The organism is Bradyrhizobium sp. Bra64, assembly GCF_024519875.1.
Taxonomy (GTDB): domain Bacteria; phylum Pseudomonadota; class Alphaproteobacteria; order Rhizobiales; family Xanthobacteraceae; genus Bradyrhizobium; species Bradyrhizobium japonicum_G.
Genome location: NZ_JALJRD010000005.1, coordinates 330,401 through 349,197, shown reverse-complemented (window position 1 = coordinate 349,197; position 18,797 = coordinate 330,401). Strand labels below are relative to the sequence as shown.

The window sequence follows — 18,797 nt, the reverse complement described above, 5'->3', positions numbered from 1 at the left end:
GTTGCGCGGTGTTACACGATCGGAAACGGCATTGCCACCCCCGATCGGGCCCGTATCCGCGCTTTGAGATTGGCTAGGGGCAGCCCTTCGCAATGGCAAGAAAATCGGCCGCCTTCAGGCTGGCGCCGCCGACCAACGCTCCGTTGACGTTCTTCACGGCCATCAGCTCGGCTGCGTTCGAGGGCTTGACCGATCCGCCATAGAGGACGCGCATCCTGGCGCCGTCAGCTTTGAACCGGGAGGTCAGGAACTCCCGGATAAAGCCATGAATTTGCTCGACATCCTTGGACGTCGGGGTCAGGCCGGTACCGATCGCCCAGACCGGCTCATAGGCCACGACCAGATTCGCCGCCGTGGAGCCGTCCGGCAGCGAGCCGTCGAGCTGGCCGCGCAGGACGTCCAGGGTCTGGCCGGCATCGCGCTGGCCTTGTGTCTCGCCAATGCAGACGATCGCGACCGCCCCGGCCCGCCGGGCGGCCTCGGCCTTCTGCCGGATCAGGGCATCGCCCTCGCCGTGGTCGGCGCGGCGCTCGGAATGTCCGACGATGATCGAGGTAGCGCCGGCATCCGCCAGCATTTCGGCCGCGATATCACCGGTATGGGCGCCCGAGGCCTTGGGATGGCAATCCTGGGCCCCCACCGCGACGTTCTTGCCGCGCGCCCTCTCGGCGAAGGCTGCGATCAGGGTCGCCGGCGGGCAGACCAAGAGATCTGCCTTGCCGTGCACTTCTGCCGCACCATTGAGCATGGCGTCGAATTCGGCAGTCGCGCTCTTCAAGCCGTTCATTTTCCAGTTGCCGGCGATCAGCGGTCGGATGGCATCGGTCATGTCGATTTCCAGCAAAATGAGGTTTGTGCATGCGCTAGCAGAGGTGTCGCGGCAGTTCCAGAGACCCCGGGCCTTTAACCGCAGCTACGAACGACCGCCTGACCCGAGGTTGCGGGGGGAAAGCCGCCACTTTATGATGATTGATCAATTTGGTGACGCGCTTTTGCGGAATCTGCATTAAAGACGCGCTCCCGTTCCCCTCCTGCCAAACAAGTTGGACCAAATGCTTCGAGGAATGCGCAAGGCCTCATCAAACTGGCTCGGCAAGACCATTATGGCCGTGGTGATGGGCGTGCTGATCGTCAGTTTCGGCGTTTGGGGCATCGCCGACATCTTCAAAGGCTTCGGGCAGTCCACGGTCGCCAAGGTCGGCGGGACCGAGATTTCGCTGAACGAGTTCCGCCAGATCTACACCGATCGCCTGCAACAGATCAGCCGTCAGTTCGGCCGTCCGCTGACGCCTGACCAGGCGCGCGCGTTCGGCCTCGACCGCCAGGTGCTCCAGCAGACGATCGCGGAAGCCGCCCTCGACGAAGAGGCGCGCCGTCTCGGGCTCGGCCAGTCCGACGACCAGATCCGCCAGGTCATCATGAGCGATCCCAACTTCAAGGGCGTCGGCGGCAGCTTCGACCCGAACCGCTTCCAGGCCATGATCCGCAATTTCGGCTATACCGAGCAGCGCTACGTAGCCGACCAGCGCAAGGTCTCGCTGCGACGGCAGATCACCGGCACGATCGGCGCCGGTCTCGAGCCGCCGAAGGCGATGATCGACGTGCTGACGCGCTTCCAGAACGAGCAGCGCGCCATTGAATTCGTCAGGCTCGATGCGGGCCAGGCAGGCACCATCGACGCGCCCTCGCCCGAGGCGCTCGCCGCCTATTTCGAGGATCACAAGGTCCAGTTCCGCGCGCCCGAATATCGCAAGATCGCCTTCGTCGTGGTCTCGCCGGAAGAGATCGGCAAGTGGAGCGAGGTCTCCGACGACGACGCGAAAAAGCTGTTCGACCAGCGCAAGGACCGCCTCGGCACGCCGGAGAAGCGCCAGATCCAGCAGCTCGTGTTCCCCAACGCCACCGAGGCGCAGGCCGCGCGCGAGCGGCTCGTCGGCGGGATGTCGTTCGAAGATCTCGGCAAGGAGCGCGGGCTCAGCGCCTCCGACATCGACCTTGGGCTCGTGACCAAATCCTCGCTCGATCCCACAGTCGGGACTGCCGCCTTCGCGCTTCCCGCGGGGGAGATCAGCCAGCCGATCCAGGGCGCTCTCGGCACCTCGATCGTCAAGGTCGACAAGATCGAGCCGGGCAAAGAGGCGAACTACGCCAGCCTTGCCGGCGACATCAAGCGCGAGATCGCCACCGAGCGCGCGCGCGTCAAGGTCGCCGATCTTCGCGACAAGATGGAAGACGAGCGCGGCGGCGGCTCCAGCGTGATCGACGCGGCGCAGAAGCTCGGCCTCACCGCCGTGACCATCGACGCCGTCGACCGTTCGGGCCGCGCCCCGAACGGTCAGGCGGTCGCCAACATCCCGCAGGGCCTCGACGTGGTGTCCCAGGCCTTCAACACCGACGTCGGCGTCGACAACGACTCGATCTCGTTCAAGGGCGGCTTTGTCTGGTACGACGTGCTTGCCATCACGCCGTCCCGTGACCGCAATCTCGACGAAGTTCGCGACCAGGTCGAGGCGCGCTGGCGGCAGGACCAGATCGCGACCAAGCTGAAGGCCAAGGCGACCGAGATGGTGCAGAAGCTCGAATCCGGCGGCAAGCTCGCCGACGAAGCAGCCGCGGTCGGCGCCAAGGTCGAGACCGCGACCGGCTTCAAGCGCGACGACTCGCCCGCCAGCGTGCCCGCAACCGTCGTGGCGGCGGCCTTCCGCGCCGCCAAGGACGGCGTCGGGCAGACGCCGGTGACCGGCGGCACCGAGGTGATCGTGTTCCGCGTCACCGACATCATCGATCCCACGGTCGACGCCGCTTCCGACGCGGTCAAGAAGCTGAAGGACGGCCTCGACCGCGCGCAAACCGAGGAGCAGGTCGCCTCCTATGTCAACAAGCTCGAAACCGACATCGGGACCAGCATCAATCAGGCCGCCTTCGCGCAGGTGACCGGCGCGAACCAGTGAGTTGAAAGCACGCGATGGACGACCTGAAATCGATCATTGGAAAAGTGGCGACCGGCGCCAGCCTGTCGCGTGAGGAAGCGGCGTCCGCCTTCGACGCCATGATGTCCGGCGAGGCGACGCCCTCGCAGATGGGCGGCCTCCTGATGGCGCTGCGGGTGCGCGGCGAGACCGTGGACGAGATCACCGGCGCGGTCGCGGCAATGCGCTCCAAGATGCTCACGGTCGACGCGCCCGCGGACGCGGTCGACATCGTCGGCACCGGCGGCGACGGTTCGGGCTCGGTCAATGTCTCGACCTGCGCCTCCTTCATCGTCTCGGGTGCCGGTTTGCCGGTGGCCAAGCACGGCAACCGCGCGCTGTCGTCGCGCTCGGGCGCCGCCGACGTGCTGGCTTCGCTCGGGGTGAAGATCGACCTCCGGCCCGAACAGGTCAGCCGCTGCGTACGCGAATGCGGCATCGGCTTCATGTTCGCCCCCGCCCATCATCCCGCCATGAAGAACGTCGGCCCGACCCGGGTCGAGCTGGCGACGCGCACGATCTTCAATCTGCTCGGCCCCCTGTCCAATCCGGCCGGCGTGAAGCGGCAGATGGTCGGCGTGTTCTCCCGCCAATGGGTGCAGCCGCTGGCGCAGGTGCTGAAGAATCTCGGCTCCGAATCCGCCTGGGTGGTGCACGGCTCCGATGGCCTCGATGAGATCACCCTCACCGGCCCGACCTTCGTCTCCGCGCTCCACAATGGCGAGATCCGGAATTTCGAGGTGACGCCGGAGGAAGCCGGCCTGCCGCGCTGCGAGCCCGGTGCGTTGAAGGGCGGCGACGCCGACGCCAATGCGATTGCGCTGCAGAGCGTGCTCGACGGCAAGCCGAGCCCCTATCGCGACGTGGCGCTGATGAACGCCGCCGCGGCGCTGGTGGTGGCTGGCCGCGCCAAGGATCTCAAGGAAGGCGTCGCGATCGGCGCAACGTCGCTCGACAGCGGCGCGGCGAGCGCACGGCTGAAACATCTGATCGCGGTCTCCAACGGCTGAGTTTCCCATGTCGGACATCCTGACCAAGATCGAAGCGTACAAGCGCGAGGAAATCGCAGCCGCTAGGCGCGCACGGCCGCTTTCGGACGTCGAGGCGGCGGCGAAGGCGCAACCCGCTCCGCGCGGCTTCCTCCGCGCGATCCGGACCAAGCTCGGCCATGGCGACTACGCGCTGATTGCCGAGATCAAGAAGGCCTCGCCCTCGAAGGGACTGATCCGCGCCGATTTCGATCCGCCGCTGCTCGCGAGGGCCTACGAAGCCGGCGGCGCCGCCTGCCTGTCGGTGCTGACCGACACGCCCTCGTTCCAGGGCCATCTCGACTTCATGGTGGCAGCGCGCACGGCGACATCGCTGCCGGTGCTCCGCAAGGACTTTCTGTTCGACACCTATCAGGTGGCGGAGGCCCGTGCGCATGGCGCCGACTGCATCCTGATCATCATGGCTGCGCTCGACGACGCCACCGCCAAGGATCTCGAAGACGCTGCTATCGCCTATGGCATGGACGTGCTGATCGAGATCCACGACCGGGCCGAGCTCGACCGGGCGCTGAAACTCCGCTCGCCGATGATCGGTGTCAACAATCGCAACCTGCGCACCTTCGAAACCACGCTTGCGACCAGTGAAGGATTGGCGCCCCTGATTCCCGGGGACCGGCTGATGGTCGGCGAGAGCGGCATCTTCACGCCCGCCGATCTCGCCCGGCTCGAGCGCGTCGGCATGTCGACCTTTCTGGTCGGCGAAAGCCTGATGCGGCAGGCTGACGTGACCGCCGCCACGCGTACGCTGCTGGCGCGTGAGACTGCGCTCGCGACGGGTACGCGCTGACATGGCGCGCAAATCCTCGGCGCGCAAATCTTCGGCGCGAAAGTCCTCCGCGGCCAAGTCCTCCGCGACCAGGCCATCCAGGAGGGTCGGCCCTGCCCTCACCCACATCGGCGCTTCCGGCGAGGCACGGATGGTGGACGTGTCTGACAAGCCCGCGACCGAGCGGCTCGCGGTCGCGGAAGGACGCGTCGTCATGACCAGGGCGACGCTTGATCTGATCGTCTCCGGCAACGCCAAGAAGGGCGACGTGCTCGGCACGGCCCGCATCGCCGGCATCATGGCCGCCAAACGCACCTCGGAGCTGATCCCGCTCTGCCATCCGCTCGCGCTGTCGAAGGTGACGGTCGAGATCGAGCCCGACGCAAAGCTGCCCGGCTGCCTCGTCCGCGCCAGCGTGAAGGTCACTGGGCCGACCGGCGTCGAGATGGAGGCGCTCACCGCCGTCTCGGTCGCCTGCCTCACGATCTACGACATGATCAAGGCGGTCGAGCGCGGCGTGCGCATCGAGGGCATCCACCTGGTCGAGAAGCTCGGCGGCAAGTCCGGCCATTACCGCGTCTAGAACCTCATTCCGATTGCATCGGAACGGAGCTCCGGATTTCTGTTTTGACGCGTTTTCTTTACGCGAACCGGTGCCCACTTCGCTTGAAAATGCTCTGGTGCGCGCCGCTATTTCAGCGACGTGCTGATCGACCCGAATTTTGTATTGAGCTTGCTGCCCATGCCGTTCACGACGGTGATGATCGCAAGCGCGATGCCGGCGGCGATCAGGCCGTACTCGATCGCGGTTGCACCGGTTTCGTCGGCGAGAAAATTCTTCAAAGTATTCTTCATGATCGTATCCTCTCTGCTTCGTTGCGAAGACACTCGCAATTCGTGTGCCAATGCGGACATGAGGATCGCCAGCACCTTAGATGGTTAAGCTCGCGTTGATCATCGCGATGCCCGGCAGGAATTGACCGGCCCGGCGCAAGCAACCGGCAAATCCTGCACGTCTCGTGTCCCGCGCATCGATCGCTTTTGTGCGCGTTCGTTCACGGCGCGTTAACCCACCTTCCTAACTTTGCCTCCACCCCGTTCCCGTAAACCAACGGATGCTTTCGGGGCCGAGAATGACCCTGACGTGTGCACGGCAACGATCGAGCATGATGACGAGATTCGGCAGTCGCCTTTTTGACCAGGCCTTCGCGCGCAGCGGGCCGATCCGCTGGCTGGTCGTGGGCGGCGCGCTGCTGATCGCGGCGATCGCCGTCGGCGCGACGCTGATGGCGCAGAACTTCCGCGAACGCGCGTTGCGCAACTCCGCCCGCGAGCTGGAAAATACCGTGCTGCTGCTCGCCCATCATTTCGATCAGCAGTTGCAGGATTTCGCCGTCATCCAGAAGGACTTCGTCGACCACGTCCGTATCAGCGGCATCGCAACCGTGGAGGACTTTCGCAAGCGCCTCGCCGGCCAGGACATCCACCGGATGCTGCGCTCGAAGATCGAGGCACTGCCCTATATGGGCGGCGTCAACGTCATCGATGCCGAAGGCAATTTGATCAATTCGTCGGCGGCATGGCCAGCCCCGAAAGTGAACGTTGCCGATCGCGCCTATTTTCGGACCTTCAAATACGATCCCAACTCGCCGGACGTGCTGATCGAGCCGCTGTACAGCCGCGTCTCCGGCGCCTGGACCATCCTGATCGTGCGCAGGATCAACGGACCGAACGGCGAGTTCATCGGCGTGGTCGGACGCGGCATCGAACCGGCCAATTTCGAGAAATTCTTCGAACCCGTCGTGCTCGGCGAGAGCGCCACGATCTCGATGCTGCACCGGGACGGCACGCTGCTCGCCCGCTATCCTCACTCCAGCGAATTGATGGGGCGGAATTTCAAGAACGGCGCGTTCGAGCAGCAGAGGGTCTTCGGGCTCGATCACTTCGCCGGTCACTTCACGAGTCCCGTCGACGGAGAGGACCGGCTGATCTCCGCGCATGCCCTGCCCCACTTCCCGATTCTGATGATGGCCACCACGACCCGCGCCGCAGCCCTTGCAGATTGGCGCGAGCAGATCGGCATCCTGATCTCGGTCGCCGCCTCTTCCGCGCTCGCCATCGCGGGCGTGCTGATCGCGATCGTGCGCAAGCTCATGGAGCAGCACCGCCTTTCGCGCGAGCGGCTGACGCTGGAAAAGCAGCGTCTCGATCGCGCCGTCAACAACATGACCCAGGGCCTGTTGCTGTTCGACGCTTCGCAGCAGCTCGTGATATGCAACCAGCGCTACATCGAGATGTACGGGCTGTCGGCCGAAATCGTGAGACCGGGCTGCAGCTTCCACGACATCATCGCGCACCGCAAGGCCACCGGCTCGTTCACGGGCGATGTGGACCTGTACGTCGCGCGGGTCCTGCGCGACATCCATGCGCGCAATTCCATGGTGATCGACACCTCCGATGGGCGCTCGATCCAGATCGTCAACGAACCCCTCGCGGACGGCGGCTGGGTGGCGACGCATGAGGACATCACCGAGCGCCGGCGCATCGAGGAGCGCATCACCCATCTCGCCCATTACGACGCGCTGACCGACCTGCCGAACCGCGCCCTGTTCCACGAGCGTCTGCGCGAGGAATTGGCTGTCGTCGCCGGGGGCGAGCAGCTCGCGGTGCACTACATTGACATCGACGAGTTCAAGGGCGTCAACGACGCGCTCGGGCATCTCGTCGGCGACGAACTGCTGAAGTCGGTCGCGCACAGCCTCCGCCGCTGCGCGGGGCCGGCGGACTTCGTGGCGCGGCTCGGCGGCGACGAATTCGCCATCATCCAGGGAGCGGTGACATCGCTGGACCAGGTCAACGAGCTCGTCGCACGTGTGTTCGAGGCCATCCGCGCCCCCTTCGACTGCATGGGCCATCATCTTGCGACCGAGGCCAGCATCGGCATTGCGCTGGCGCCGCAACACGGCACGGCGCTCGACCAGATCCTGAAGAACGCGGACATGGCGATGTATGCCGCCAAAGCCGCCGGACGCCGGACCTATCGCTTTTTCGAGCCGGCCATGGATGCCAAAATCCACGAGCGGCGCCAGCTCGAGATCGACCTGCGCCACGCCATCGCCCATGGCGGCCTCGAGGTCTACTACCAGCCCTGCCTCAGCCTCAAGGACGACCGCATCACCGGCTGCGAGGCGCTGGTCCGCTGGCGCCACCCCGAACGCGGCATGGTCTCGCCCGCCGAATTCATCCCGATCGCGGAAGACACCGGCCTGATCAACGAGATCGGCGAATGGGTGCTGGCCACCGCCTGCCGCGACGCCGCCGCCTGGCCCGACGACATCCGCCTCGCCGTCAACGTCTCGCCGGTGCAGTTCAAGAGCGGCACGCTGGCGCTGAAGATCGTGGCGGCGCTCGCCGCGTCCAATCTGCCCGCGAGCCGGCTCGAGCTCGAGATCACCGAGGCGGTGCTGATCCGCGACGACGACACCGCGCTTGCGATACTGCACCAGCTCCGCGCCATCGGCGTGCGCATCGCGCTCGACGATTTCGGCACCGGCTACTCCTCGCTGAGCTATCTGCACCGCTTCCCGTTCGACAAGATCAAGATCGACCGCTGCTTCGTCAACGATATCGCCGGCCCCGACGGCTCCGCCAGCATCGTCCAGGCCGTCGTCAATCTGGCGGCCGCGCGCCGCATGACCACCACGGCCGAAGGCGTCGAGACCGAGGAGCAGCAGCGCCTGCTACGCGCGCTCGGCTGCTCCGAGATGCAGGGCTATCTGTTCAGCGCCGCAAAACCGGCCGACCAGGTGCTGGAGCTGTTCGCAGTTCATTGCAGCCGCCTCGCCCAGCGCGGTAGCGAGGAAGGCCGCCGCCGCGAGGCGAGCTAGGGATCTGACCCCACAGGTGCGGTCGTCAGCTCATGGGGCCCAGGGGGACCGCTTGGAATTAAAGACCATTTGGTCTATATATCGGAAATGCGTCACCGAGCCACAGTCCAGTCACCCCGTGGCCGGCCCCGAGGTTTCGACACGGAAGCCGCCGTCGAACGCGCGATGGGTGTGTTCTGGTCGCGTGGCTATCACGCCACGGCGCTGCCGGACCTTCTTCGTGCGACCAAGCTCTCGCGTGGCAGCCTGTATGCCGCATTCGGTGACAAGCACTCGCTGTTCCTGCGTGCGCTCGATCGCTACATCGCCGATGCCCTGACACGGATGGATGTTGAACTGGCGTCCCGCCGGGAGCCGGTGGACGGCCTGCGGGCCTTCCTTGCCGGGTATGTCGACCGAACCAGCGGCGCCAAGGGGCGGCGTGGATGCCTGCTGGTGGCCACGGCCATGGAACTGGCCGGTCACGATGCCGACGTTGAGCGTCGCATCGCGAGCTTTTTCGAAGCCATGAAGGCCAGGGTGGCCGATGCACTTTCCCGCGCGAAGGCGGCGGGCAAGCTGGCCGACGGCGTCGAGCCTGCAAGTGCCGCCGGAATTCTGGTCTGTTTCGTCGAGGGGTTGCGCGTGGTCGGCAAAACGGCACCGACACGGAGCAAGTCGCAAGCCACCGCCGACGCTCTTCTCGACCGCTTCATCAGGTAGACAGCCCGTTTCATTGGGATAGCGACCTTGGGCACCTCCGCCGTCAACACGCCAATATCTGGACCAATCGGTCTTGAAAGGAAGGGTGCCATGTCCGCCATCGAGATCGTCTGTGCCGTGGCCGTTCCCCTGCTCTGGGGTTATCAGTTCGTGGCCATCAAGGTGGGCGTGACGGAGTTTCCGCCTCTCTTCTTCCTCGCGCTGCGCTTCCTGGCGATCGCGCTGCTGCTCGTTCCGGTGGTCAAGAAGCCCACGCGTCGGCAGTTCGGCCCGATCGCAGCGATTTCGATTTTCCTCGGGGGACTGAACTTCGGGCTGTTCTATGTCGGCCTTGGGCTCGGCTCGGGAAGCATGTCGGCCGTCGCATATCAACTCGCCACGCCCTTCACGGTCCTGCTGGCGTGGCCGCTTCTTGCCGAGAGGCCCTCACTGACCACCTCCGCCGGCGTCGCTCTTGCATTCGCCGGCGTGGTCGTGTTGGCAGCGGGGCCCGGCCTGTCGGCAAACGCGCTTCCGCTGCTGCTTGTGGTCGCGGCCGCCTTCGCATTCGCCGTGTCCAACGTCTTGACGAAACGCTTCGGCCCTTTTGATCCCCTGATGTTGATGGGATGGTCGTCGCTGTTCACGGTGCCTCAGGTGATGTTGATGTCGCTGCTCTTCGAGCATGGACAAGTCGCGAGCCTGGTCACGGCGGATGGACGCGGTTGGCTGGCGCTCGCCTATACGATCTTCATCGGAGGAATTGTCGGGTTCGGCCTCTGGTTCTGGTTGATCGCCCGCTGCTCCATGGGCCGCGTCGCACCCTTCGGTCTATTGCTTCCGGTGTTCGCCCTGATGTCGAGCGTGCTGTTCCTTGGCGAGCGCGTCACCCCCAAGTTGATTGTCGGTGGACTGCTCGCGATCTCCGGCGTCGCCCTGACACAGTTAAGACCCGGCGCGCGGGCAATTTGAGCAGTCGTCGTTCTTGAGCCGAGACGTCAGCCCGTGAGGATCTGACCGTGGTGACTCGTCCGGCGATGGGCCGAGCGCGGCGGCCGCTACGAGGCCACCTTTGCGGCCGTGAACCCGGGCTGAGACGGCGTCCGAAACGAATTCGGCCCGGGAGCGGTATCCGCTCCCGGGCGATGGACGTCTCACAGTTCGCGAGGGTTCAGTTCGGCACCGTGGCCTTCGATGCGGGCTTGGCCGCGACGGCATTCGCAGTCTGGCCGTGCAGGAAGTCGTAGGCCGCATGCAGGGCCTTGTCGTTCTTCTCTTCCGGCGGGACATAGGACTGCGATCCGGTCTGCTCGGTGCCGTCGGCGGCCGACAGATGCCCACGCATCTGGGACTCCGCCATCGTATCCATCCGGCCCTTCAGCTCGGGCGGCACGTCCTGGAGGATCTCGATGTCGGGCGCGATGCCCTGGGCCTGGATCGAGCGGCCCGACGGCGTGTAGTAGCGCGCCGTGGTCAGCGCCAGCGCGCCATTGCCGGCGCCGAGCGGAATGATGGTCTGCACCGAGCCCTTGCCGAACGAGCGCGTACCGATGATGGTCGCACGCTTGTGGTCATGCAGCGCACCGGCCACGATCTCGGAAGCCGAGGCCGAACCCCCGTTGACGAGGACGACGAGCGGCTTGCCCTTGGTGAGGTCGCCCCCATGCGCGGTGAAGCGCTGGGTCTCTTCCGGATTGCGGCCGCGGGTCGAGACGACCTCGCCGCGCTGCAGGAACGCGCTCGACACCGACACGGCCTGGTCCAGCAGGCCGCCCGGATTGTTGCGCAGGTCCATCACATAGCCGACGAGCTTCTCCGGCGGGACCTCCTTCGAGATCGACGCGATTGCCTTCTTCAGGCCGTCGGTCGTCTGCTCGTTGAACGAGGTGACGCGGATATAGCCGATGTCGCCGTTCTCGACGTGGAAGCGCACCGGGCGCACATGGATGATCTCGCGCTTGATCGCGACGTCGAGCGGGGCGTCGGCGCCCTTGCGCACGATCGTGAGCTTGGTCTGGGTGTCGACCGGCCCCTTCATCTTGTTGACGGCCTGCTCGAGCGTCATGCCCTGCACGGCATCACCATCGATCTTGCTGATGAGGTCGCCCGACATGATGCCGGCCTTCGACGCCGGCGTGTCGTCGATCGGCGAGACGACCTTGACCAGGCCCTCCTCCATCGTGACCTCGATGCCGAGCCCGCCGAACTCGCCGGAGGTGGTCTCCTGCATCTCGGTCCAGGCCTTGTCGTTCATGTAGCGCGAATGCGGATCGAGCGAGGTCACCATGCCGGTGATCGCGCCTTCGATCAGCTTGGCATTGTCGGGCTTTTCGACATAGCTCGCCTTCACCCGCTCGAACACCTCGCCGAACAAATTGAGCTTGGAATAGGCGTCATCCGCACTCGCTGCCGCCCGTGCTGCCCATACGCCGCCGTGCGGACTGGCTACCAGAAGGGTCAGACACGCTCCCGTGAGCGCGCCCAGAGGGAACAGCAGGGTTTTCCGCATGGATAGGCTGGCCTTTTTCTCGCGCTTCGGTTGGGCTGGGAGCCGCCATGCAAATGGCGATCCAGCCTGTTTCTCACAATACCATTCTGGTTTCTTCAAGGCCGGGATGCCACGCCGGCGGTTACACCGAAAAAATCCCTTCGTTCGAACCTAAACTTTTGGCAACGTTGCAGAACCCGTTCGGGCGCGGCGGGAATCGGCGGACCGGCCACGCCGCGCAGTCATACCCAATTTAGGATGGTTTTGCAGAGCCGGACGGGTTAGGCGATCAGACAAGGCTTCAAATTCTCGGGAGGATAACAATGAACGAAGCACCCAGCATCCGGCCGGAAAGGAACGTCGAACTCGGCGCCAGCAACGAGCCGTTCCAGAATCTGCACGAATTCATCCGCAAAGCGCGTGCCAATCTCAACCAGAATGCCTGGGATTATATCGTCGGCGCCGCCGAGACCGAAACCACGATGCGCCGCAACCGCATGGCGCTGGACGAGATCGCCTTCCGCCCGCGCGTGCTTCGCGACGTTCGCAAGGTCGACGGCACGGTCGAGCATTTCGGCCGCAGGATGCGCCTGCCCCTGGTGCTCGCCCCCGTCGGCGCGCTGGAGATCTTCGATCCGGATGGCGCGGCGAGCGTGGCACGCGCCTGCGGCACGTTCGGTGCGGCGCACATGCTGAGCTCGGTGTCCGAGCCCGGGCTCGAGAAGACTGCCGAAGCCGCCCCCGACGCGCTGCGAATCTATCAGCTCTATGTCCGCGGCGACGATGCCTTCGTCGCCGATGTCGTCAGCCGGACCGAGAAGAACGGCTATGCCGCCTTCTGCCTGACGGTCGACACCGCCCATTACAGCCGTCGCGAACGTGACATCGCCAAGCGTTACGTTCGGGAGAGCCGCCTGCGCGCCACCGGCGGCGACTACCAGAAGGGTCTGGAGTGGCGGACCGTGAAGATGATCAAGGACAAGTTCAAGATCCCGCTGATCCTGAAGGGCATCGCCACCGCCGAGGACGCGCAGATCGCGATCGATCACGGCGTCGAGTGGATCTACGTCTCCAACCATGGCGGCCGCCAGCTCGATCACGGCCGCGGCGCCATGCATTTGCTGCCCGAGATCGTCGACGCGGTGAAGGGCCGCGCCAAGATCATGGTCGATGGCGGCTTCGGCCGCGGCACCGACATCGTCAAGGCCATCGCCGCGGGCGCCGACCTCGTCGGCATCGGCCGGCTGCAATGCTGGGCGCTGGCGGCGGCCGGCGAAGCCGGCGTGGCGCGGATGCTGGAGCTGCTCGAGGACGAAGTGCTGCGCTGTCTCGGCCTGCTGGGTGCCACCTCGTTCGCCGGGGTCGACAAATCCTGCCTGCACCAGGCGGCCGCAACCAACGCGCCAAGCGTGTTCAGCGCGTTTCCGCTGTTCGATCACGAGCCATATCGATACTGAGTGAAAGGATGCAGGTGACACCGCTCTCTCCCGGCAGCGCGGATGCGCTTCTGTTCGATCTCGGCCGCGTGGTGCTCGATATCGATTTCTCCAGGGCGATCGCCTGCTGGGCGGGCCATGCCGGCTGCAAGCCCGACGCCATCGTCGCGCGCTATGTGCGGGATAGCGAAGCCTATCGGCTGCACGAGATGGGGAAGATCAGCGACGAGGATTATTTCGCCTCATTGCGCTCTTCGCTCGGGATCGGCATCTCGGATGCGCAGTTCCTGGAGGGCTGGAACGCGATCTTCGCCGGCGAGATGCCCGACATCGCCGAGCTGCTGCCGCGGGCGGCGAAGCGGATGCCGCTCTACGCCTTCTCCAACACCAACCGTCCCCATGTGGACTATTTCTCGAAGGAATATGCCGACGTGCTAGGCCATTTCCACGAGCTGTATTTGTCGTCCAGCATCGGTCTGCGCAAACCGGATGCCGAGGCCTTCGACCACGTCGTCTCCGCGATCGGCGTACCCGCCGGGCGCATCGTGTTCTTTGATGACCTCGCCGAGAATGTCGAGGGGGCGCGAGCCCGCGGCTTGACGGCGGTCCATGTGACCTCCCCCCGCGACGTTGGAAATGCCCTCACGGCGCTGGGAATCTGACCGTTTCGGGACCTATTTCGCCTGACGGCGAGGAACCAAAAGACTTTGTGCATTTTTGTACAGAGTTCCGGGAACGAATGCCCGTCTCGGGACTCATTAGTCCGTTGGGAATTCTACATCGGATTGATCGACGTGTTGGGCAAAACCTACCTCACCAAGCAGGCCTCCCTGCTGATGAAATTCGCCAGAACCACCTCGGATTCTGACCTCTCCGCAAAATTGATCAGCAAGGCCGCCGACCTGAAATCTCAGGCCGATCCGCTGCCCGACAAGGATCAAGGTCCAAAAGCTCCCGACGTCACACTGGACGGCAGTCCGGATGGACAGGCGAGGAGCTGACCGATGCTGGCCGTGGCGCTCGCCATGATCGTCCTTGCCATGGCCACGCTTCTGCCGATCTGTCTCGTTCTCTGGACCATGCCGCGACGGGCCTGATCTCGCCCTCAAGTGCAGTGTGAGCAGCGAGCTGAGTTACGCCCGCTCAGCTGTTTTGCCTCTGCGCCCGCGCTCGGCTAGAAGACTGGCGGAACATTCGCCCGAACGCGCCGAGCAGGAGTTTTCGCCGTGGCCCTGATGCCGGTTTCTGACGCGCTTGCCGCGGTGCTGGCGGGTGCGGATCCGCTGCCGGAGGAGACGGTTTCCCTCGACAACGCCTACCATCGCGTGCTCACGCGCGACGTCGTCGCGCGGCGCACGCAGCCGCCGCAGGCAATGTCGGCGATGGACGGATACGCGGTGCGCGCGGCCGATGCCGCAACGATCGGTTCGACCCTCGCCGTGATCGGCGAGGTCGCCGCGGGCCGGCCGTTCGCAGGATCGGTCGGCGCCGGCGAGGCCGTGCGGATCTTCACCGGCGGCGTCGTTCCCGATGGCGCGGATGCCGTGGTGATCCAGGAGGACACCGTCGCTGACGGCAAGCGCATCACGATCAAGGAAGCCGCGATCTCCGGCCGGCACATCCGCCCCGCGGGCGTCGATTTCCGCGAGGGCGACGTGCTCCTGCGCAAGGGCAGCCGGCTCACCGAGCGCGACCTCGCGCTCGCCGCCGGGATGAATCACCCCCACCTCGCCGTCAGCCGCCGTCCGAAGATCGCAATCCTCGCCACCGGCGACGAGCTGGTGATGCCGGGCACCACGCCCGGTCACGGCCAGATCGTCTATTCCAACGGCTATGCCCTGCATGCGCTGGCTCGCAGCGAGGGGGCCGAAACCATCGACCTCGGTATTGCCGCCGACACGCTGGAGGCCACCACCGCCGGCATCCGCCGCGCGCGCGCGAGCGGCGCAGACGTCCTCATCACTACCGGCGGCGCATCGGTCGGCGACCACGATCTGGTCCAGCAGGCGCTGAGGGACGAAGCCGTCGCGATGGCCTTCTGGAAGATCGCGATGCGGCCGGGCAAGCCGATGATGCATGGACGGCTCGGCGCGATGGCTGTGATCGGCCTGCCCGGCAATCCCGTGTCGTCCTATGTGTGCGCCTTCCTGTTCATGGTGCCGCTGATTCGCGCGTTGTCGGGCCGGGCCGCAATTCATCATCACCGCGAGCGCGCCGTGCTCGGCCGCGACGTCGGCGCCAACGACCAGCGCGAGGACTATCTGCGCGCACGTCTGGAGCAGCGCGACGACGGCACGCTCGTCGCCCTTCCCGTCAGCCATCAGGATTCTTCGTTGCTTGCGAATCTCGCTGCGGCACAGGCACTTCTCGTGCGCGCACCGTTCGCGCCGAAAGCCGAGGCGGGCTCGCCTTGCGAAGTGTTGCGGCTCCCCGTCTGAGCGTCCCGCCAATGCGCGTTCCGCGAACTTTGCTCTGTTCACGGTAAATTAAGCAGTTGCGGAACATGTATCGAACATATAGTGTCCGTTCATGATTTGTTTCGAGCATGTCGCGGCATATTGCTGAATTCAGCGTCTCGGAATCGAACGACATCAACCGGGGGACTTAGGTCGAGATGTTAACGCGCAAACAATACGAGCTTCTGCGGTTCATCAGTGAACGTCTGAAGGAAAGCGGCGTGCCGCCTTCTTTCGACGAGATGAAGGATGCGCTCGACTTGCGCTCGAAGTCGGGCATCCACCGCCTGATCACGGCGCTCGAGGAGCGCGGGTTCATCCGTCGCCTCCCCAACCGCGCCCGCGCGATCGAAGTCATCAAGCTGCCCGAGCTCCAGGCGGCCGCCGGCAGCCGCCGCGGCTTCACGCCGAGCGTCATCGAGGGCAACCTCGGCAAGGTCCGCGCGAGCTCAAGCCTGTCTGCCGACGAGGGCGAACGTCCCGTTGCCGTGCCGGTAATGGGCCGCATCGCGGCCGGCACGCCGATCGAGGCGTTGCAAACCCGCAGCCATACCATCAGCGTACCGCCTGACATGCTCGGCTCGGGCGAGCATTACGCGCTCGAAGTGCGCGGCGATTCCATGGTCGAGGCCGGCATCCTCGACGGCGACATGGCGCTGATCCAGCGCAACGAGAGTGCCGATACCGGCGACATCGTGGTGGCGCTGATCGACGACGAGGAAGCGACGCTCAAGCGCTTCCGCCGTCGCGGCGCCTCGATCGCGCTCGAGCCCGCCAACGCGGCCTATGAGGTGCGCATCCTGCCGCCCAACAGGGTGAAGATTCAGGGCAAGCTGATCGGCCTGTACCGGAAATACTGATACCGGAAAGTATCCGGCGCATCCGCGCTCGCATGAGCAACGATCGCCATCAACGATTGGAGCGGACGATTGTCCGCTCCCGCTGGGTAGTCTTTCTGGTTTCGCGCAGATTATCCGGCCCCTCCTCCGGCGCTTCATCCTCGGCACGCCGCATGAAGCAGCACCGCTTCGCGGCCTCAGCAGCTCGAGGAAACAGCCATGCGCCAGATCGTCTTGAGCACAGTCGCGGCGGCGCTGATCGCAGTATCAGCGTCGCAAGCCGCCGCACAACCGCCTCGCCCTGTCTGCAAAGGTGGCGGTTAGCGAACGAGCCCGCGCCGGCCGCAATGCAATTGCCTGCCGTCGCAACCGAGCTGGCATTATTCGGGATGGTCGGCCCCCTCAGGGCGCTGACACGCGCCTGCAGAATGCACGGGACGAGGCTTTGTTCCTATTGGATTCGGGAAAGTTAATGTGATCGTGGCCTGCGGATCCCAGCCGCAGATTTGCCTACAACCAAGCAGACCGTTGCGTGCTTGAACTCTGATAGAGGCCTGCGCCTCGATAAGAGACGCGGGTCGCTGTCTTCGCAAGAGGAGCACCCGATGTGTGACTACAGCCTGCATGCCGTCGCGTCGCGCCCCGCCGAAGTCGGCGAGACGATCGTCACGACAACCTTCCGCGGCACCTCCACGCGCGGCTTTGCGTCCGCAGCCGATCCGACAGTTGCCGTCTGCCTGCTGCCGGGAACGGAGCTCGCCTTTGCCGACAACGTCCGCTACGACAATCGCTGGATCTGGACGCGCACCATCAATTCCCGCGTCGGGAAGTTCGGCAAGATCGATCCGCACATTCCCGATCGCCATCATGACGCGATCGAATTCCCCGACGGTAAATACGTGCTGGTAACGCAGCTCGTTGAAGGCCAGCACGCAACCGTGCTGCAACTGCCGGTGACGCAGCAGCCGGCCGGCGAACGCGAGCACAAGCCGCAGATCACTGCCGACAGACAGCCGACGATTACCCGGCTGCCGATCGGCTGAACACGGCCGCTTCCGGCCGCAAGGTCGGAGGCCAGGATCGAATTGCCATCGCCGGCCGTGGCCGGCGAGACGGTATGGCTTGCGCCCCGCGAAATCCGATCGGATCGACCAAGCCGTTGCGCTTTTCCCGCCGCACGAAGTTTGAGCCGCCCTGCCTGAATTTTGAACGTCCGCCACACAGCCAAATGACCGATGCTGTCAAGGCTTGAGACGGCGGACATGCTCGATGAAAACCTTCATTCGCGTCGTTGAACTCTGGGTGCCGGACCGGACGCGCATGCGGCTGGAGTTCGGTGGCGGCCTCTACGGCGAAGGGCTGTCCGCGTTCAAGGCCATCAGCGAAGGCTTGCATTTCGGATATGACGAGGGCCTTCCCGGCAAGGCCTGGGCCTCCGGCCACCCCGTGATCCTCACCAAATTCGCCAACTCCTATTTCAAGCGTACCGATCAGGCCCTCGCAGCCGGCCTCACCTGTGGGGTGGCGGTGCCCGTGTTCGCCGGCGAATTCCTCCAGGCCGTCATGGTGCTGTTCTGCGGTGAAGAAGAGGCCCATGTCGGCGCGATCGAGCTCTGGCACAACGACCCTGTCGTCTCCCACGAGATGGGGCTCGTCGACGGCTACTACGGCACCGCCGACATGTTCGAATTCAACTCCCGCCACACCAAATTTCCGCGCGGTTTTGGCCTGCCCGGGCGGACCTGGAAGGCGGGGCTGCCGCTGATCATCAAGGACCTGCACGATGCGAAGAGCTTCCTGCGCTGGGAGGACGCGGCCAAGGTCAGGATCAATCTGGGCGTCGGCGTTCCCTATCGGACCGGCGTAGACCATACCTGGGTACTGACATTCCTCTCCGCGCAAGCCACGCCGATCGCGCGACGCTTCGAGATATGGGTTCCGAACGAGACCCGCTCGGCGCTGGTCTTTCGCGCCGGCGATTGCAGTGCGCAGACCGACCTCGCCGCGCTTTATGCAGGAAAATCCATCGCCAGGGGCGAAGGCAGCATCGGTGGCGCCTGGGCCACCGGCATGCCCGCGCTCAACGACGAGCTCGCGCATGACGGCTCGGCCGCCGGCTCTGAGGCCTGCGCATCCGGACTGAGCCGGATGGTGGCCTTGCCGGTCATCGGCAACAGCACGCTCGAAGCCGTGCTGGCCTGGTACCTCTAAAGCGCGATGAGATTG

Annotated in this window: 17 protein-coding genes; 14 read left to right on the top strand and 3 right to left on the bottom strand. The window is 65.1% G+C overall.

Going from position 1 to position 18,797, the window contains the following annotated elements:
* Positions 1-73 precede the first annotated feature (73 nt).
* A complete protein-coding gene (gene tpiA, locus NR187_RS18585; protein ID WP_211387150.1) occupies positions 74-829 on the bottom strand; it encodes a triose-phosphate isomerase in 756 nt (251 codons plus the stop codon).
* 223 nt (positions 830-1,052) lie between these two features.
* Between tpiA and NR187_RS18580 the strand changes: the two genes are divergently transcribed.
* Genes NR187_RS18580 through moaC form a run of 4 tightly spaced genes read left to right on the top strand, consistent with a single transcriptional unit; the run spans position 1,053 to position 5,367 of the window.
* On the top strand, positions 1,053-2,951 hold the full coding sequence (locus NR187_RS18580) for a peptidylprolyl isomerase (protein ID WP_256807249.1): 1,899 nt from the start codon (positions 1,053-1,055) through the stop codon (positions 2,949-2,951).
* A gap of 14 nt (positions 2,952-2,965) precedes the next feature.
* A complete protein-coding gene (gene trpD / locus NR187_RS18575; protein ID WP_211387152.1) occupies positions 2,966-3,979 on the top strand; it encodes an anthranilate phosphoribosyltransferase in 1,014 nt (337 codons plus the stop codon).
* A 7-nt stretch (positions 3,980-3,986) separates the two neighbouring features.
* Entirely contained in the window at positions 3,987-4,805 is an 819-nt protein-coding gene (gene trpC / locus NR187_RS18570; protein ID WP_256807248.1) for an indole-3-glycerol phosphate synthase TrpC, read from the top strand.
* 1 nt (position 4,806) lies between these two features.
* Positions 4,807-5,367, top strand: coding sequence for a cyclic pyranopterin monophosphate synthase MoaC (gene moaC / locus NR187_RS18565; protein ID WP_256807247.1), 561 nt, complete (start codon positions 4,807-4,809; stop codon positions 5,365-5,367).
* Between the two features lie 107 nt (positions 5,368-5,474).
* Here the strand turns inward: moaC and NR187_RS18560 are convergent, their stop codons facing one another.
* A complete protein-coding gene (locus tag NR187_RS18560; protein WP_211387154.1) occupies positions 5,475-5,639 on the bottom strand; it encodes a Flp family type IVb pilin in 165 nt (54 codons plus the stop codon).
* Positions 5,640-5,950: 311 nt separating this feature from the next.
* On the opposite strand from NR187_RS18560, the gene NR187_RS18555 reads away from it, so the two are divergent.
* The 3 genes from NR187_RS18555 (at position 5,951) to NR187_RS18545 (ending at position 10,324) form a co-directional block, all read left to right on the top strand.
* On the top strand, positions 5,951-8,671 hold the full coding sequence (locus NR187_RS18555) for an EAL domain-containing protein (RefSeq protein ID WP_256807246.1): 2,721 nt from the start codon (positions 5,951-5,953) through the stop codon (positions 8,669-8,671).
* 87 nt (positions 8,672-8,758) lie between these two features.
* Positions 8,759-9,373, top strand: a complete 615-nt coding sequence (locus NR187_RS18550) for a TetR/AcrR family transcriptional regulator (RefSeq protein ID WP_372703175.1) — start codon at positions 8,759-8,761, stop codon at positions 9,371-9,373.
* Between the two features lie 90 nt (positions 9,374-9,463).
* Positions 9,464-10,324 (top strand): DMT family transporter, encoded by an 861-nt coding sequence (locus NR187_RS18545; RefSeq protein ID WP_256807244.1) that lies wholly within the window; start codon positions 9,464-9,466, stop codon positions 10,322-10,324.
* A 199-nt stretch (positions 10,325-10,523) separates the two neighbouring features.
* On the opposite strand, the gene NR187_RS18540 is transcribed toward NR187_RS18545, so the two are convergent.
* Positions 10,524-11,861 carry a S41 family peptidase gene (locus NR187_RS18540; RefSeq protein WP_256807243.1) on the bottom strand — a complete coding sequence of 446 codons (1,338 nt, stop codon included), beginning with the start codon at positions 11,859-11,861 and terminating at the stop codon, positions 10,524-10,526.
* Positions 11,862-12,163: 302 nt separating this feature from the next.
* Here NR187_RS18540 and NR187_RS18535 point away from each other — a divergent pair, with 302 nt between their 5' ends.
* The 7 genes from NR187_RS18535 (at position 12,164) to NR187_RS18505 (ending at position 18,782) form a co-directional block, all read left to right on the top strand.
* The gene (locus NR187_RS18535; protein WP_256807242.1) at positions 12,164-13,297 is read left to right on the top strand and encodes an alpha-hydroxy acid oxidase; all 1,134 of its coding nucleotides are present in this window, start codon (positions 12,164-12,166) and stop codon (positions 13,295-13,297) included.
* Between the two features lie 8 nt (positions 13,298-13,305).
* Complete coding sequence (locus NR187_RS18530) at positions 13,306-13,938, top strand: HAD-IA family hydrolase (RefSeq protein WP_256807241.1); 633 nt, start codon at positions 13,306-13,308, stop codon at positions 13,936-13,938.
* A 132-nt stretch (positions 13,939-14,070) separates the two neighbouring features.
* On the top strand, positions 14,071-14,277 hold the full coding sequence (locus NR187_RS18525; RefSeq protein WP_256807265.1) for a hypothetical protein: 207 nt from the start codon (positions 14,071-14,073) through the stop codon (positions 14,275-14,277).
* Positions 14,278-14,502: 225 nt separating this feature from the next.
* On the top strand, positions 14,503-15,714 hold the full coding sequence (gene glp, locus NR187_RS18520; RefSeq protein ID WP_256807240.1) for a gephyrin-like molybdotransferase Glp: 1,212 nt from the start codon (positions 14,503-14,505) through the stop codon (positions 15,712-15,714).
* Between the two features lie 176 nt (positions 15,715-15,890).
* Positions 15,891-16,592: a transcriptional repressor LexA gene (gene lexA / locus NR187_RS18515; RefSeq protein ID WP_027518170.1), complete on the top strand. Its 702-nt coding sequence runs from the start codon at positions 15,891-15,893 to the stop codon at positions 16,590-16,592.
* Between the two features lie 584 nt (positions 16,593-17,176).
* Positions 17,177-17,614, top strand: coding sequence for a hypothetical protein (locus NR187_RS18510; protein ID WP_211387161.1), 438 nt, complete (start codon positions 17,177-17,179; stop codon positions 17,612-17,614).
* Between the two features lie 226 nt (positions 17,615-17,840).
* Positions 17,841-18,782: a GAF domain-containing protein gene (locus tag NR187_RS18505; protein ID WP_256807239.1), complete on the top strand. Its 942-nt coding sequence runs from the start codon at positions 17,841-17,843 to the stop codon at positions 18,780-18,782.
* Positions 18,783-18,797 lie beyond the last annotated feature (15 nt).